Source organism: Cognatilysobacter lacus (assembly GCF_008274655.1).
In the GTDB taxonomy this organism is placed as follows: Bacteria; Pseudomonadota; Gammaproteobacteria; order Xanthomonadales; family Xanthomonadaceae; genus Cognatilysobacter; species Cognatilysobacter lacus.
In genome coordinates, this window is sequence record NZ_VTRV01000067.1 from 1 (window position 1) to 14,298 (window position 14,298).

The following is a 14,298-nucleotide window of genomic DNA, read 5'->3' on the forward strand; positions in this document are numbered from 1 at the left end:
GGATCTGCTGGCGCAGGCCGCGGAGGCGCGCGCCCTCGCTGATCCCGCGCACCGCTTCGACAACGAGGCCGTCGCGCTGCTGCAACGCGCGCTGGCGATGCAGCCGTCGCATCAAAGGTCGCGCTGGTTCCTCGGTGTCGCACAGCGGCAGTCGGGTAAACCCGCGGATGCCGCGGCGACGTGGCAGTCGTTGCTGGCGGACGTCGATCCGCGAACCGCGGCGGCGCTTCGTCCGCAGATCGACGCCGCGCGTGCCGACGCCGGGCTGTCCGCGCTTCCGGCGAGTGCGGTACCCGCTGCGCGGGCGCTGACGGTACATGTCGACATCTCGCCCGCCCTGCGTCGCACCCTGCCGCCGCAGGCCGTGGTATTCGTCGTCGCCCGCGAGCCGGGCGGGATGCCGATGCCGGTGGCTGCGCGGCGCCTGTCGGTCTCGGCGCTGCCGGCGGACATCACGCTCAGCGATGCCGACAGTCCGATGCCTACGCGGCGCCTCTCGCAACTCGCCAAGGTCGAAGTGCTCGCGCGGGCCTCGCGTACCGGCGTGGCGAACGCGGCGGCGGGCGATGCGGAGTCGCCCTCGCAGGTCGTCCAGTCGAATGGACGCGCCACGCTTCTGATCGATCACGTCCGGCAGTAGGCGCTGCGTACCCACGCACCTGACGGCCATCGCGGATAGTCCTGCAAGAAGAAGCCCCGCATGAGCGGGGCTTTTTCACTTCGTCAGGCGACTCAGCCCGATGCGGCTTTCGCCTTCGCAAGGCGCAGCCACGTATCGACCACCGTGTCCGGATTCAGCGACACCGATTCGATGCCCTGCTCCATCAGCCACTGCGCCAGGTCCGGGTGGTCGCTCGGCCCCTGCCCGCAGATGCCCACGTACTTGCCCTTCGCGCGCGCAGCCTGGATCGCCATCGACAGCAGCTTCTTGACCGCGGGGTCGCGCTCGTCGAACAGGTGAGCGACGATCCCGGAATCGCGATCGAGGCCGAGCGTCAGCTGCGTGAGATCGTTCGACCCGATCGAGAAGCCGTCGAATATCTCGAGGAACTCGTCGGCCAGCAGTGCGTTCGACGGCACCTCGCACATCATGATGATCTTGAGCCCGTCCTCGCCCTGCACGAGCCCGTTGCTGCGCAGGACCTCGACGACCTTGCGGCCTTCGTCCAGTGTGCGAACGAACGGGATCATGACCCAGCAGTTCTTCAGGCCCATTTCATTCCGCACCTTCAGCACGGCGCGGCACTCGAGCGCGAAGGCGGCGGCAAACGAGCGGTCGACGTAACGGCTCGCGCCGCGGAACCCGATCATCGGGTTCTCTTCGTGAGGCTCGTAACGCTTGCCGCCGATGAGGTTCGCGTACTCGTTCGACTTGAAGTCCGACAGACGCACGATCACCGGGTTCGGCGCCACCGACGCCGTGATCGTCGCGATGCCCTCGGCGAGGCGGTCGACGTAGAAATCTACCGGGCTCGAATAGCCGGCCATCTTCTCGTCGATCTTCTTCTTGGTCTCCGGATCCTGCCTGTCGTATTCCAGCAACGCCTTCGGATGCACGCCGATGTGGCTGGCGATGATCATCTCCAGGCGCGCAAGGCCCACCCCAGCGTTCGGCAGCATGGCGAAGTCGAACGCGCGCTCGGGATTGGCGACATTCATCATCACCTTGAGCGGCGCCGGGGGCATGTGCTCGAGGTCGGCCACGTTGCGGTCGAACGGGAGTTCGCCGTCGTAGATGAAACCGGTGTCGCCTTCGGCGCAGCTGACGGTCACCATCTGGCCGTCACGTATCGTGTCCAGCGCGTTGCCGGTACCGACGACCGCAGGCACGCCGAGTTCGCGCGCGATGATCGCGGCATGGCAGGTGCGGCCGCCACGGTTGGTCACGATGGCCGCCGAGCGCTTCATCACCGGCTCCCAGTCGGGGTCGGTCATGTCAGCGACCAGCACGTCGCCGGGCTGCACCTTCTGCATGTCGTCGAGGTTTCGGACGACGCGCGCGACGCCGCTACCGATCTTCTGGCCGATCGCGCGGCCTTCGCAGACGATCTCGCCGCGCTTCATGAGCTGGTAGCGCTCGATCTGCGTCGCATGGGCGCGCGACTTCACCGTCTCGGGGCGCGCCTGCACGACGAACAACTTGCCCGTGACGCCGTCCTTCGCCCATTCGATGTCCATCGGACGGCCGTAATGCTGCTCGATCACGAGCGCCTGCCGGGACAGCTCCTCCACGTCCGCGTCGGAGATGCAGAAGCGGTTCTGCAGCTCCGGTGGCGTGGGCTCGGTGCGCACGCGCTCGCCGTCCACGTGGGAATACACCATGCGCAGCTGCTTGGCGCCGAGCGTGCGTCGCAGGATCGCCTTCTTGCCGTCGCGCAACGTCGGCTTGTAGACGTAGAACTCGTCCGGATTCACCGCACCCTGCACGACCATTTCGCCGAGACCGTAGCTCGCGGTCACGAACACGACGTCGCGGAACCCGGACTCGGTGTCGAGCGTGAACAGCACGCCGGACGAACCCACGTCGGAACGCACCATCAGCTGCACGCCGGCGGAAAGGAACACGTCTTCGTGCTTGAACCCGTGGTGCACGCGGTACGCGATGGCGCGGTCGTTGTAGAGGCTGGCGAAGACCTCCTTGACCTTGTGCACCACGTCTTCTTCGCCGGTGACGTTGAGGAACGTCTCCTGCTGACCGGCGAAGCTCGCGTCCGGCAGGTCTTCGGCGGTGGCCGAGGAGCGCACGGCCACCGCGACGTCACCGCCGCCGTTCTCGGCGCACAGGCGGCGATACGCGTGGCGAATGTCGCGGTCGAGCTCGGGGTGCAGCGGCGCGTCGATCACCCAGCTGCGGATTTCACCGCCGGCCGCGGTAAGCGCCTGGACGTCCTCGACATCGAGCGTCGCCAGCCGGTCGAAGATGCGCTGGTGCAACGTGTTGTGCGCGATGAAGGCCTTGAAAGCCTCCGAGGTGGTGGCAAAACCGCCGGGCACCGAGACGCCCAGACCGGCCAGGTGGCCGATCATCTCGCCGAGCGATGAATTCTTGCCACCGACGCGCGCCAGATCCGTCAGGCGCAGCGCGTTCAACCAGAGGATGTTCTCGTCCAAGACCTTCTCCGAAGAGGTTTCCGAGCGCGTTCTAGCGGCGGATTGCAGATATGATCGCCGCTGTGTCCCGCGCATACAAGCTTGATTTGCCGGGGTTTTCTGTCCGACCACCGCATGGCGCGCATGTCGATGAGCCAGCTCCGACCCGTTTTCTACGTTTCCGATGGCACCGGCATCACCGCCGAGACGATCGGGCACAGCGTGCTGACCCAGTTCACCGAGACGCAGTTCGATACCACTCGGATTTCGTTCGTCGACACGCTCGAGCGCGCCGCGGACACCGTGGCGCGCATCCGCGAAGCGGGCGTACGCCATGGTGTACGACCGATCGTGATCAACTCGTGCGTGGACGCCGAAGTGAGCGCAGCGCTGGTCGAGAGCGGCGCACTGATGCTGGACGTGTTCGCGCCCTTCATCGAGCCGCTGGAGCGGGAACTCGGCCAGATCCGACAGCGGCACGTCGGCCGCGCGCACGGCATGGTCGACTTCGAGCGCTATCACCGCCGCATCGACGCGATCAACTTCACCCTGACCCACGACGACGGCCAGAGCCTCGACTATTCGGAGGCCGACCTGGTGCTGGTCGCGGTCTCCCGCGCCGGCAAGACACCCACCTGCCTGTATCTGGCGCTGCATTACGGCGTTTCCGCGGCCAACTATCCGCTGACCGAGGAAGACCTCGAGCAGGATCGCCTGCCGCCGCGCCTGCGACCCTATCGCGACAAGCTGTTCGGCCTGACGATCGATCCCGCGCGGCTGCAGCAGATACGCCAGGAGCGTCGCCCGAATTCCCGCTACGCGCAGCTGGAGACGTGCCGTCGCGAAGTGTCGGCCGCCGAAACGATGTTCCGCGCCGAGCGGATCCCGACGCTCAGCACGACGCATACGTCGATCGAGGAGATCGCGAGCAAGGTACTGACATCGCTCGGGCTGCAGCGCGAGATGTTCTGAGGACCGGATCACGGGTTGCCGTATCCGCGCCTGAATGCGTCGGGACGCGTCGCACCGACGCGGACGGGCCGCGTGTAGAGTCGATCCATGACCTCTGTCGCCGCCCGCAAGCGTCTCGTTCCACGGCTCGGCCGCTTCGCCTGGCTGATGGCGCTGTACGCCGAGAACCACGGCCGCCTCGCGCGGCTTTTCGATATGCGCGACCTGTCCGAAGGGCGATGGATATCCGATATCGGCGACGGCGTGGCGCTGCGCGTGGATGTGATCGGCCAGCACCCCTACACCACCGAGGTGCGCCTGAGCTACGCGATGACGGACCCGGTCACTGGCGAATCCGATCCGTCGGCCTACGTGCGCCTGTACCACGACGCCAAACAGGCCGAGGCGACCCACTGCTACGTCGGGCGCCGCTGGCAGGACGTCATCGGCCTGAATCCGACGCCTGAACGGCTGCTCGGCCACCGAATGCAAATGAACACGTTTCTCGGCAAGTGGCTGCAATACCTCGCCGAACGCGGGCATTCGACGCGCACGCTCAAATTCGAAGGGCCGCTTGCCCGCATCGAGCGTGACGCGATCGTGCAAGATGCTTGACGCATCCGCGGCCGCTCTCTAACATGCCGGCTCTCAGCGCGTGGGGCCATAGCTCAGCTGGGAGAGCGCTACAATGGCATTGTAGAGGTCGCCGGTTCGATCCCGGCTGGCTCCACCAATCAACAAGGCTGACACCAGACACGTCCCCATCGTCTAGAGGCCTAGGACACCACCCTTTCACGGTGGACACCGGGGTTCGAATCCCCGTGGGGACGCCAGACTACAGAAACCCGCGCAAGCGGGTTTTTGTTTGTCCGGCCTAAGGGTCCAGGCTGCGCCGCAGCGCTTCGTCGTCGTCATCCTGGCCGTCCAGCGGCAGGCAGTTGGCTTTCCGCAGGCGACGCTCGACCTCGCTGCAATGACGCGGCGGACCGCCGAATGCGATCAGCGCTCCCGCGACGATCACGTGGTGGAACGACGCCTGCCGCAACGCGTTGCCTTCGGGTACCCACGCCGTCGCGAACCTCGTGGGTTGCGCCTCGATCGGCGCGGCGCGCGCGAAGCTATCGCGACGGAGCCTGGGTACGGGTACGGCGCCCGGTGGCAAGCGCAGATCCAGAGGCGCATCCGCCGCAACGCCGGCATCAGGCGACACATGCGCATCCGGCGCGCCAGGCGCAACGCGTGTCGCGCGATCCAGCCGCGCGCTCACGCCGTACGCGAGGCCGCGGCGAGCGGGCCGCCGTTCGCGGCGTGTGGTCGAGTGTTCGATTGTTGCCACGGAACGCGCGATGAACTCGACGACCAGCGCGTCATCCGGCGCCGCGATGCCAAGTGGCGCGGGAATCCGCAGTACCAGCCAGACCAGCGCGGCCTGCAGCAGGAACACGATCGACCACACGACCGCGGATTCACGGCGATCCTTCACCTGGGCTGGCACTTCCGTCTCCTGACGCTGGCAGGCGATCGGACCGCATCTGAAGGCGTCGGTTCCCTACTGCGAACTGCCGCCCAGCGCGCCCATGAACTGGCGATAGTGGCGAAGCTCCGCGATCGAATCGCGAACGTCGCTCAGCGCGGTATGCGCCGACTCCTTGGTAACGCCCGCAAACACCTGCGGCGCCCACCGGCGCGCGAGTTCCTTGATCGTGCTGACATCGAGGTTGCGATAGTGGAAATGCTTCTCGACGCGAGGCATCAACCGATGCAGGAAACGGCGGTCCTGGCAGATCGAATTTCCGCACATCGGCGACGCGCCCGCAGCGACCCACTGCGCGAGGAACGCAACGGTCCGTGCCTCCGCGTCGGCCAGCGACACGTTCGACGCGACGACGCGCTCCCACAACCCCGAGCGCCGGTGCTGGTTGCGGTTCCACGTGTCCATCGCTTCCAGCTGCGCGACCGGATGCGCGATCGCCAGCTCCGGCCCCTCGGCAAGGATATTGAGCTCCGCGTCGGTGACGACCGTCGCTATCTCCAGGATGGAATCGTTGTCCGTGTCCAGGCCTGTCATCTCGAGGTCGATCCAGATCAGGCGCTGGTCCTGGCTGCGGGGGTCGCTCATCTGCGTCATCCGTGCGGGGTCGACGCATCATAATGCAGCGGCCCAGACGACCCGACCACGATGAACGCACTGCTCGATGCCGGCCACTACGCGATCCTGACGGCGATGCTCGCGCCGGCCTTGCTCATGACCGCGACGGGGTCGCTCCTCGCCTCAGCGAATGCCCGGCTCGCACGCGTCGTCGACCGATTGCGCATCGTCATCGAGGACTGGAAGCATGCGACGGCCAACGATCCGTCGCGTGAGACGCGCATGCGGCGGCACCGCCGTCGCGCGCACCTCGTGCTGCGCGCGTGCCAGATGCTCTACATGGCGCTGGGTTGCTTCATCGGCACGAGCCTTGCGCTCGCGATCGACGCCTTCCTCCATTACAGATTCGACGTGCTCCCGACCGCGCTCGCGCTCCTTGGCGTTGCATTCCTGCTGGGCGCCAGCTTGCTGTTGGGTATGGAAGTGAGCCTGTCGGTGCGGTCGTTCGACGAAGAACTGGACGACGAAATCAGGCGGCATCACCGCTAGCTGCCGGCTTGCGTTCGCGCTTTGCGCGGAAGTATTGCGACAGCATCGCGCCCGCCTCGTCCGCAAGCACGCCTCCGTCGATCTCGACGCGGTGGTTATGCCGTGCGTCACCGAGCAGGTCGAACACGCTGCCCGCTGCGCCCGTCTTCGGATCGAAGGCACCGAATACGACGCGCGCGAGACGCGCATGCACCATGGCCATTGCGCACATCGCGCACGGCTCGAGCGTCACGTACAGCGTAGCGCCGAGCAGGCGGTGGTTGCCCAGCGCCGCGCCGGCTTCGCGCAGCGCGACGATCTCCGCATGCGCGCTCGGATCGTGGTCCCCGATATTGCGGTTCCAGCCGCGTCCGATCACGTTGCCGGCGGCGTCGACCACCAGCGCGCCGACCGGAATCTCATCGTGCGCGTCGCGTGCATGCGCGGCCAGCGCCAGCGCCTCGCGCATGTAGGTGTCGTCGATTTGGCTGGCGCTGCTCACGAGCGTCGTCGGCCGCAATGAGGCGGCCGATCACGCGAATTGCCCGTCGCCCGGAACTGCGTGCGCATCGACCCGATGACCGTCACGCGCACCGCCGCCATCACTCCCACTCGATCGTCGCCGGCGGCTTTCCGCTGATGTCGTAGACAACGCGCGAAACGCCGCGCACCTCGTTGATGATCCGGTTCGACACGTTGCCGAGGAACTCGTGCGGCAGGTGCGCCCAGTGCGCGGTCATGAAATCGATCGTCTCCACCGCCCGCAACGCGATCACCCACTCGTACGCGCGCGCGTCACCCACCACGCCGACCGAGCGCACGGGCAGGAACACAGCGAACGCCTGGCTGACCTTGTCGTAGAGGTCCGCGCGGCGCAATTCGTCGATGAAGATATGGTCGGCACGCGACAGGATCTCGGCGTATTCGGGCTTGACCTCGCCGAGGATGCGAACGCCCAGCCCCGGCCCCGGGAACGGATGCCGATAGACCATCGCATGCGGCAGGCCGAGCTCGACGCCCAGGCGGCGCACCTCGTCCTTGAACAGCTCGCGAAGCGGCTCGACGAGGCCGAGCTTCATGTGCTCCGGCAGGCCGCCCACGTTGTGGTGGCTCTTGATGACGTGCGCCTTGCCGGTCTTGCTGCCCGCCGACTCGATGACGTCGGGATAGATCGTGCCCTGCGCGAGCCAGCGCGCATTGGCGAGCCGGCTCGATTCCTCGTCGAAGATCTCGACGAACAACCGCCCGATGATCTTGCGCTTGGCCTCCGGGTCATCGACGCCGGCGAGCGCATCGAAGTAGCGATCGCGCGCGTTCACGCGGATCACGCGCACGCCCATGTGCTCGGCGAACATCGCCATCACCTGGTCGCCCTCCTCGAGGCGCAGCAGGCCCGTGTCCACGAAGACGCACGTGAGCTGGTCGCCGATCGCGCGGTGCAGAAGCGCGGCGACAACCGACGAATCGACGCCGCCGGACAACCCGAGGATGACCTCGTCGGCCCCCACCTGCGTACGGACGCGGGCGATCTGGTCCTCGATGATGTTCGCAGCGTTCCACAGGGTGGCGCAGCCGCAGATGTCGACCACGAACCGGCTCAGCAGCGCCTGCCCCGACTTCGTATGCGTGACTTCAGGGTGGAACTGCACCGCGTACCAGCGCTTCGCCTCGTTGGCCATCGCCGCGACCGGGATGCGGTCGGTGCGCGCGGTGACGATGAAGCCCGGCGGCGCCTGTGACACATGGTCGCCGTGGCTCATCCAGACGTCGAGCCTGGGCGGCGAACCCGGATGATCCTTCAGACCGTCGAACAACGCATCCTGCGCAACGAGCTCGACCGTGGCATGTCCGAACTCGCGCGCATCGGATGCTTCGGTCGCGCCGCCGAGCTGCGCGGCCATCGTCTGCATGCCATAACAGATGCCGAGCACGGGCAGGCCCGAGTCGAACACTTCCTGCGGCGCGCACGGGGCGCCGGGCAGCGTCGTGGACTCCGGACCGCCGGACAGGATGATTCCCTTCGGTGCGAATGCCGCGATCTCCGCGGGGTTGTGGTCCCACGCCCAGATCTCGCAGTACACGCCGAGTTCCCGCACACGGCGGGCGATCAGCTGCGTGTACTGCGCGCCGAAATCGAGGATGAGGATCTTGTCGCTGTGGATGTCGTGCACGCGCTCGCTCTTCCGGTGCGTCCCGGCAAGCGGGACGGAGACTTTGCGACGGCGCGACGTCGTCGCCGTCCGATCGTGACGCGCGAACTACGTGCGGTAGTTCGGCGGTTCCTTGGTGATCTGCACGTCGTGTACATGGCTCTCGCGCGTGCCGGCGCTGGTCACGCGCACGAAGCTGGGCTTGGTGCGCGTTTCCTCGACTGTGGCGCAGCCGACGTAACCCATGGTGGCCCGCAGGCCGCCCGCGAGCTGGTGCACGACGTTGCTCAACGGGCCGCGATACGGCACGCGGCCTTCGATGCCTTCGGGCACCAGCTTGTCGGCGTCCGAGGCATCCTGGAAATACCGATCCTTCGAGCCCTTCTCCATCGCGCCGAGCGAGCCCATGCCGCGATAGCTCTTGTAGCTGCGGCCCTGGAACAGCTCGATTTCACCGGGCGATTCCTCGGTGCCGGCGAAGAGTCCGCCGATCATCACGCTCGACGCGCCGGCGACCAGCGCCTTGCCGATGTCGCCCGAGAAACGGATGCCACCGTCTGCGATCAGCGGGATGCGATCCTGCAGCGCCTCGGCGACCATCGACACCGCGGTGATCTGCGGCACGCCGACGCCGGCGACGATCCGTGTCGTGCAGATCGAGCCCGGGCCGACGCCGACTTTCACCGCATCCGCGCCGTGGTCCATCAGTGCGAGCGCCGCGTCCCCGGTCACGATGTTGCCGCCGACGACCTGGCAGTTCGGGAAGCGCGTCTTGACCCACTTCACGCGGTCCAGCACGCCCTGCGAATGCCCATGCGCGGTGTCGACGACGATCACGTCGACACCGGCCGCGACCAGCGCTTCCACTCGCGCCTGCGTATCACCCGCGACGCCGACGGCCGCGCCCACCAGCAAACGCCCGCCGCTGTCGTACGCCGCGTTCGGATTGTCGCGCTTCTTCTGGATGTCCTTGACGGTGATGAGCCCGCGCAGGGCGAAATCGTCGTTGACCACCAGCACCTTCTCGATGCGATGCTTGTGCAGCAGGCCGAGTACTTCGTCGTCCTCCGCGCCCTCGCGCACCGTCACCAGCCGGTCCTTGCGCGTCATGATGTTGCGCACGGGGTCGTCGAGCTGCTTCTCGAAGCGCATGTCGCGGCTGGTCACGATTCCGACCAGCTGGCCGTTTTCGTCCACTACCGGCACACCGGAAATGTTGCGGGCGCGAGTGAGCTTCAGCACTTCGGCGATGGTGGTTTCAGGCCCCACCGTGAACGGCTCGCGGATCACGCCGGCTTCGAAGTTCTTGACCTGCGCCACGTGCGCGGCCTGCTGCTCGACCGACATGTTCTTGTGGACGATCGAAATACCGCCGAGCTGGGCCATCGCAATGGCCAGGCGTGCTTCGGAAACCGTGTCCATCGCAGCTGAGACGATCGGCAACCGGATCGTCAGGTCGCGCGTCAGGCGGGTAGTCAGCGACACGTCCTTCGGCAGGACCGTGGAATGCGCGGGGACCAGGGACACGTCGTCGAAGGTCAATGCCTCGGCCTGGATGCGCAGCATGGGCGACCCCTGGATGATGAAGCGCGTCATTGTACCGTGACGCCGCGTCGCACGCCGACCGCTGGCTATCGCCCGGTAGGCTATCCAATCTTGGCCGGCGATTCCCCGAAGATCAGGCACCGTGCGAATCGAGTGCCTCGGCCGCGTCGAGCGTGTTTTCCATCAGCGTGGCGACCGTCATCGGCCCCACCCCGCCCGGCACCGGGGTGATCCAGCTGGCGCGGCGGGCGGCCGCAGCGAAGCCGACGTCGCCCACGAGCCGGCCGTCATCCAAACGGTTGATGCCGACGTCGATGACCACCGCACCCGGCTTTACCCACTCGCCCGGAATGAGGCCGGGCTTGCCGACGGCAACGACCAGGATATCGGCGCCGCGCACGGCGGCCTCGAGTACGTCCGGGGGCGTGAACCGGTGGCAGCAGGTGACCGTGGATCCCGCGATCAGCAGCTCGAGCGCCATCGGCCGGCCGACATGGTTGCTGACGCCGACGATGGTCGCGGTCCGTCCCCTGACCGGCTGGTCCGTATAGCCCAGCAGCGTGGTGATGCCACGCGGGGTGCATGGCCGCAAGCCGAACTCGCGCAGCACCAGATGCCCCACGTTCTGCGGATGGAAGCCGTCGACGTCCTTTCGCGGGTCGATGCGATTGATCAGCGCGGTGGCGTCGCGACGATCCGGCAGCGGCAGCTGCAGGAGGATCCCGTGGATCGACGGGTCGGCATTGAGTCGGTCGATCAGCGCGAGCAGCGCCTCGTCGGCGGTGTCCGCCGGGAGGTCGTGGTCGACCGCGCGGATGCCGACCTTCTGCGCCGCGCGACGCTTGTTGCGCACGTAGACGGACGAGGCCGGATCGTCGCCGACGAGGATCACCGCGAGCCCGGGCGCCATCGCGCCTGCCGCGAGCCGAGTATCGACGCGCGCCTTCAACTCGTCGAGCAGCGACTCCGCGATGCGCTTGCCGTCGAGGATGCGGGCGGTGGTGCGGTCGTCGGTCATCGGCGCGCGGGGTGGAAACGGGAAGGCATTATCGCCGCTGCGGCCCACGGGCGCCCGATCTCACCCGCCGCAGAACCGCGCGTAGTCGATGTAGCCGGCGAACTCGCGGCCGGGCGCGCACACCGCGCAGGCGGGATCGGGCGGAATCCGCGTCTCGCGGAAGCGCATCGCGAGCGCGTCGAAATGCAGCAGCCGGCCCGACAGAGGCTCTCCGATCGCCAACAGCAGCTTCAGCACTTCGGTGGCCTGCAGCATGCCGATCACCCCCGGCAGTACACCGAGCACGCCGGCCTCCGCGCAGTTGGGCGCGGCTTCGGGCGGCGGCGGCTCGGGAAACAGGCAACGGTAGCAGGGCTGCACGCCGCGATGCCGTCCGGCGTCGAACACGGCGAGCTGGCCCTCGAAGCGATGCACGGCTCCGTACACGAGCGGCTTGCGATGGCGCACGCAGGCATCGTTGAGGAGGTAACGCGCGGGAAAGTTGTCGGCGCCGTCGAGCACGACGTCGATGCCGTCGAGCAACGCATCGACGTTCTGCGCGGAAACGCGCTCCTGCTTCGCCTCGATGCAGATTCGCGGATTCAGCGCGCCAAGCGTCGCTGCGGCGGAATCCACTTTCGCCAGCCCGATCCGCGCTTCGGCATGCAGGATTTGCCGCTGCAGGTTGCTGCGGTCGACCACGTCGTCGTCGGCGATGCGCAGCGTGCCGACGCCCGCCGCCGCGAGGTAATACGCCGCGGGCGACCCGAGACCGCCGGCGCCGACCAGCAGCACGCGCGCCTGCTGCAGCCGTCTCTGTCCCTCGACCCCGACCTCGGGCAGCCGCAGGTGGCGCGAATAGCGATCGAAGAAGTCCGCATCGCCTTCCGGCACGACGATCGGCAGGCCATCGGCGCGCCAGCGTCGCGTGCCACCTTCGACCGAGAACACGCGGCTGTAGCCTTGGTCAATGAGCTGCTGCGCGGCGCGATGCGAGCGTGCGCCCGATTCGCAGATCAATCCGATCTCGCGCCCGCGGTCCGGAAACGCTTGTGCCAGCTCGACGGCCGCGAGGGAAAGCGCGCCTTCGGCCATGCCGGTAGCGCGCTCGTGCGGCTCGCGCACGTCGACGAGGACAGCACCTTCGTGCTGACGGGCGCGGGCCTGCTCGGGATCAACGGCGGGGATCATGCGCATAGTGTGCCGCGCGTGCGTCGCGCTGGCGTCGGTTCGAACCGTGGGTGCCCATCCGACCGACGGATCACTACTTGCGCTTCGCGTTCCGGATCAGGCGCCGCTTCTTCGCGACCTGGCGCACGGTCAACTCGTTCTTCTTGCCTTCGAACGGGTTGGTGCCCTCCTTGAAGACGAACCGCACCGGCGTGCCGACCAGCTTGAAGCGCTTTCGGAAGAAGTTTTCCAGATAACGGCGATACGTGTCGTTGAGTGTGCGAAGACGCGTACCGTGCACCACGAACGTCGGCGGATTGTTGCCCGCCGGATGCGCGAATCGCAGCTTCGGAACGTGCCCGCGCACCGTCGGCGGCGGATTCGTTTCGTACGCCACTTCGATCGCCTTGGTGACTTCGCTCGTGCTGAATTCCTTGGTCGCCGACGCATGCGCGCGGTGCACCGCGGCGAACAGCTCGCGAAGACCCGACCCGTGCTTGGCGCTGATTCGCACGGCCTCCGCCCACTCCACGAAGCTCAACTTGCGCGAAAGCAGCGACTCGGCCTGCTGGCGCTGGTAGTCGGTCAGCCCGTCCCACTTGTTGACGGCGATCACCAGCGCGCGGCCGGCATCGAGCGCGTACCCGAGCACCGTGGCGTCCTGGTCGGTAATGCCTTCGGAGGCGTCGAACATCACGACCGCGACCTGGCACTGCTCGATCGCCTGCAGCGTCTTGAACGCGGAGAACTTCTCGACGACCTCGTCCACCCGCGACTTTCGGCGCAGGCCAGCGGTGTCGACGAGCCGGTACAGGCGCCCGTCGCGCTCCATGTCGATCGACACGGAGTCGCGCGTCGTGCCCGGCACTTCGGACGCGATCATGCGTTCCTCGCCGAGCACACGGTTCACCAGTGTCGACTTGCCGACGTTGGGGCGCCCGATGAAGGCCAACCGCACCCGCGACGGATCGGTGTCGAGCACCGGTGAAACGCCGGCGTCGGGAAGATGCGAATAGATGCGGGCGAGCAGCGCGTCGAGGCCCTGCCGATGCGCGGCGGCCACCGCGATCGAATCCGACAACCCGTAACGCGCGAATTCATTCAGCGACTGCTGCGCGTCGATGCCGTCGGTCTTGTTTACGACGAGCAGCGTCGGGCGACCGGTACGACGCAACCAGACGAGGATTTCGTCATCGATGGCGGACGGGCCTTCGCGGCCGTCGACCACGAACAACACGACGTCGGCTTCTTCAGCAGCTGCTCGCGCCTGGCGCGCAGTGGCCCCCGCAAGGCCTTCTTCCTGCCCCGCGATTCCGCCGGTGTCGACCACCGCGAACGGCGGCCGCCCCTCGGGACGCGCGACGCCGTAGTTGCGATCGCGCGTTACGCCGGGCTGGTCGTGGACGAGCGCATCCCGCGTGCGGGTCAGCACGTTGAAAAGCGTTGATTTGCCGACGTTGGGACGTCCGACGAGGGCGACAAGCGGAAGCATGGTGCGACCTCGAGAGGTTCCGGAAACGAAACGGGCCGCAGCGTGGGTGCACCACGCGTGCGGCCCGCGGTGTGCTTACTTCGCGCGGAACGCGGTCAGGCCGCCATCCACGTTCTGCACCAGCACGATACCGTCAGCCGCCACGGGCGTGGCGCGGATGGCGTCGTGGCCGGCGCGCATGCGGGCGGCGAACGCGCCGTCCGACAGCCGCAGCCAGTGCACATAACCGTCGAGGTCGCCAACGACGACGTCGTCGCCTGCCACGGCCGGCGCGGTCACATCGCGG

At 67.3% G+C, this 14,298-nt stretch carries 13 protein-coding genes, 2 tRNA genes and 1 pseudogene; 6 read left to right on the forward strand and 10 right to left on the reverse strand.

The features are described from left to right. A partial coding sequence (locus FW784_RS14340; RefSeq protein ID WP_425481610.1) for a tetratricopeptide repeat protein occupies positions 1–640 on the forward strand: 640 nt, incomplete at its 5' end. A 92-nt stretch (positions 641–732) separates the two neighbouring features. Here FW784_RS14340 and ppsA read toward each other — a convergent pair. Further along, entirely contained in the window at positions 733–3,111 is a 2,379-nt protein-coding gene (gene ppsA / locus FW784_RS07650; protein WP_149352761.1) for a phosphoenolpyruvate synthase, read from the reverse strand. A gap of 129 nt (positions 3,112–3,240) precedes the next feature. On the opposite strand from ppsA, the gene ppsR reads away from it, so the two are divergent. From ppsR to FW784_RS07670, 4 genes are all read left to right on the forward strand, one after another. Further along, the gene (gene ppsR / locus FW784_RS07655) at positions 3,241–4,062 is read left to right on the forward strand and encodes a posphoenolpyruvate synthetase regulatory kinase/phosphorylase PpsR (RefSeq protein WP_149352762.1); all 822 of its coding nucleotides are present in this window, start codon (positions 3,241–3,243) and stop codon (positions 4,060–4,062) included. A gap of 87 nt (positions 4,063–4,149) precedes the next feature. Further along, the gene (locus FW784_RS07660) at positions 4,150–4,656 is read left to right on the forward strand and encodes a DUF1249 domain-containing protein (protein ID WP_149352763.1); all 507 of its coding nucleotides are present in this window, start codon (positions 4,150–4,152) and stop codon (positions 4,654–4,656) included. 42 nt (positions 4,657–4,698) lie between these two features. Then, positions 4,699–4,774 (forward strand) — tRNA-Ala (locus tag FW784_RS07665). A 24-nt stretch (positions 4,775–4,798) separates the two neighbouring features. Continuing rightward, a tRNA-Glu gene (locus tag FW784_RS07670) sits at positions 4,799–4,874 on the forward strand. 41 nt (positions 4,875–4,915) lie between these two features. Here the strand turns inward: FW784_RS07670 and FW784_RS07675 are convergent. Continuing rightward, on the reverse strand, positions 4,916–5,536 hold the full coding sequence (locus FW784_RS07675; RefSeq protein ID WP_149352764.1) for a hypothetical protein: 621 nt from the start codon (positions 5,534–5,536) through the stop codon (positions 4,916–4,918). Between the two features lie 54 nt (positions 5,537–5,590). Further along, complete coding sequence (orn, locus tag FW784_RS07680; RefSeq protein WP_149352765.1) at positions 5,591–6,160, reverse strand: oligoribonuclease; 570 nt, start codon at positions 6,158–6,160, stop codon at positions 5,591–5,593. A gap of 60 nt (positions 6,161–6,220) precedes the next feature. Here orn and FW784_RS07685 point away from each other — a divergent pair, with 60 nt between their 5' ends. Further along, positions 6,221–6,679, forward strand: coding sequence for a DUF2721 domain-containing protein (locus FW784_RS07685; protein ID WP_149352766.1), 459 nt, complete (start codon positions 6,221–6,223; stop codon positions 6,677–6,679). On the opposite strand, the gene tadA is transcribed toward FW784_RS07685, so the two are convergent. From tadA to FW784_RS07720, 7 genes and pseudogenes are all read right to left on the reverse strand, one after another. After that, positions 6,660–7,160, reverse strand: a complete 501-nt coding sequence (gene tadA / locus FW784_RS07690) for a tRNA adenosine(34) deaminase TadA (protein WP_268890895.1) — start codon at positions 7,158–7,160, stop codon at positions 6,660–6,662. The genes FW784_RS07685 and tadA overlap by 20 nt on opposite strands. A 100-nt stretch (positions 7,161–7,260) precedes the next feature. After that, positions 7,261–8,829: a glutamine-hydrolyzing GMP synthase gene (gene guaA / locus FW784_RS07695; RefSeq protein ID WP_149352767.1), complete on the reverse strand. Its 1,569-nt coding sequence runs from the start codon at positions 8,827–8,829 to the stop codon at positions 7,261–7,263. An 87-nt stretch (positions 8,830–8,916) separates the two neighbouring features. After that, on the reverse strand, positions 8,917–10,374 hold the full coding sequence (guaB, locus tag FW784_RS07700) for an IMP dehydrogenase (protein WP_149352773.1): 1,458 nt from the start codon (positions 10,372–10,374) through the stop codon (positions 8,917–8,919). Positions 10,375–10,486: 112 nt separating this feature from the next. After that, entirely contained in the window at positions 10,487–11,371 is an 885-nt protein-coding gene (folD, locus tag FW784_RS07705; protein WP_149352768.1) for a bifunctional methylenetetrahydrofolate dehydrogenase/methenyltetrahydrofolate cyclohydrolase FolD, read from the reverse strand. A gap of 60 nt (positions 11,372–11,431) precedes the next feature. Further along, positions 11,432–12,547 (reverse strand): molybdopterin-synthase adenylyltransferase MoeB, encoded by a 1,116-nt coding sequence (moeB, locus tag FW784_RS07710; protein ID WP_149352769.1) that lies wholly within the window; start codon positions 12,545–12,547, stop codon positions 11,432–11,434. Positions 12,548–12,614: 67 nt separating this feature from the next. Beyond that, positions 12,615–14,012 carry a ribosome biogenesis GTPase Der gene (gene der, locus FW784_RS07715; RefSeq protein WP_149352770.1) on the reverse strand — a complete coding sequence of 466 codons (1,398 nt, stop codon included), beginning with the start codon at positions 14,010–14,012 and terminating at the stop codon, positions 12,615–12,617. Positions 14,013–14,087: 75 nt separating this feature from the next. Further along, positions 14,088–14,298 (reverse strand): annotated as a pseudogene (locus FW784_RS07720) (PQQ-binding-like beta-propeller repeat protein); the annotation flags it as partial.

What these genes read in the sequence shown, in the direction of transcription:
- ppsR (WP_149352762.1), top strand. Translation starts at nt 3,241, where the DNA reads ATGAGCCAGCTCCGACCCGTTTTCTACGTTTCCGATGGCACCGGCATC.
- FW784_RS07660 (WP_149352763.1), top strand. Translation starts at nt 4,150, where the DNA reads ATGACCTCTGTCGCCGCCCGCAAGCGTCTCGTTCCACGGCTCGGCCGC.
- orn (WP_149352765.1), bottom strand. Translation starts at nt 6,160, where the DNA reads ATGAGCGACCCCCGCAGCCAGGACCAGCGCCTGATCTGGATCGACCTC.
- FW784_RS07685 (WP_149352766.1), top strand. Translation starts at nt 6,221, where the DNA reads ATGAACGCACTGCTCGATGCCGGCCACTACGCGATCCTGACGGCGATG.
- guaB (WP_149352773.1), bottom strand. Translation starts at nt 10,374, where the DNA reads ATGCTGCGCATCCAGGCCGAGGCATTGACCTTCGACGACGTGTCCCTG.
- folD (WP_149352768.1), bottom strand. Translation starts at nt 11,371, where the DNA reads ATGACCGACGACCGCACCACCGCCCGCATCCTCGACGGCAAGCGCATC.
- moeB (WP_149352769.1), bottom strand. Translation starts at nt 12,547, where the DNA reads ATGCGCATGATCCCCGCCGTTGATCCCGAGCAGGCCCGCGCCCGTCAG.
- der (WP_149352770.1), bottom strand. Translation starts at nt 14,012, where the DNA reads ATGCTTCCGCTTGTCGCCCTCGTCGGACGTCCCAACGTCGGCAAATCA.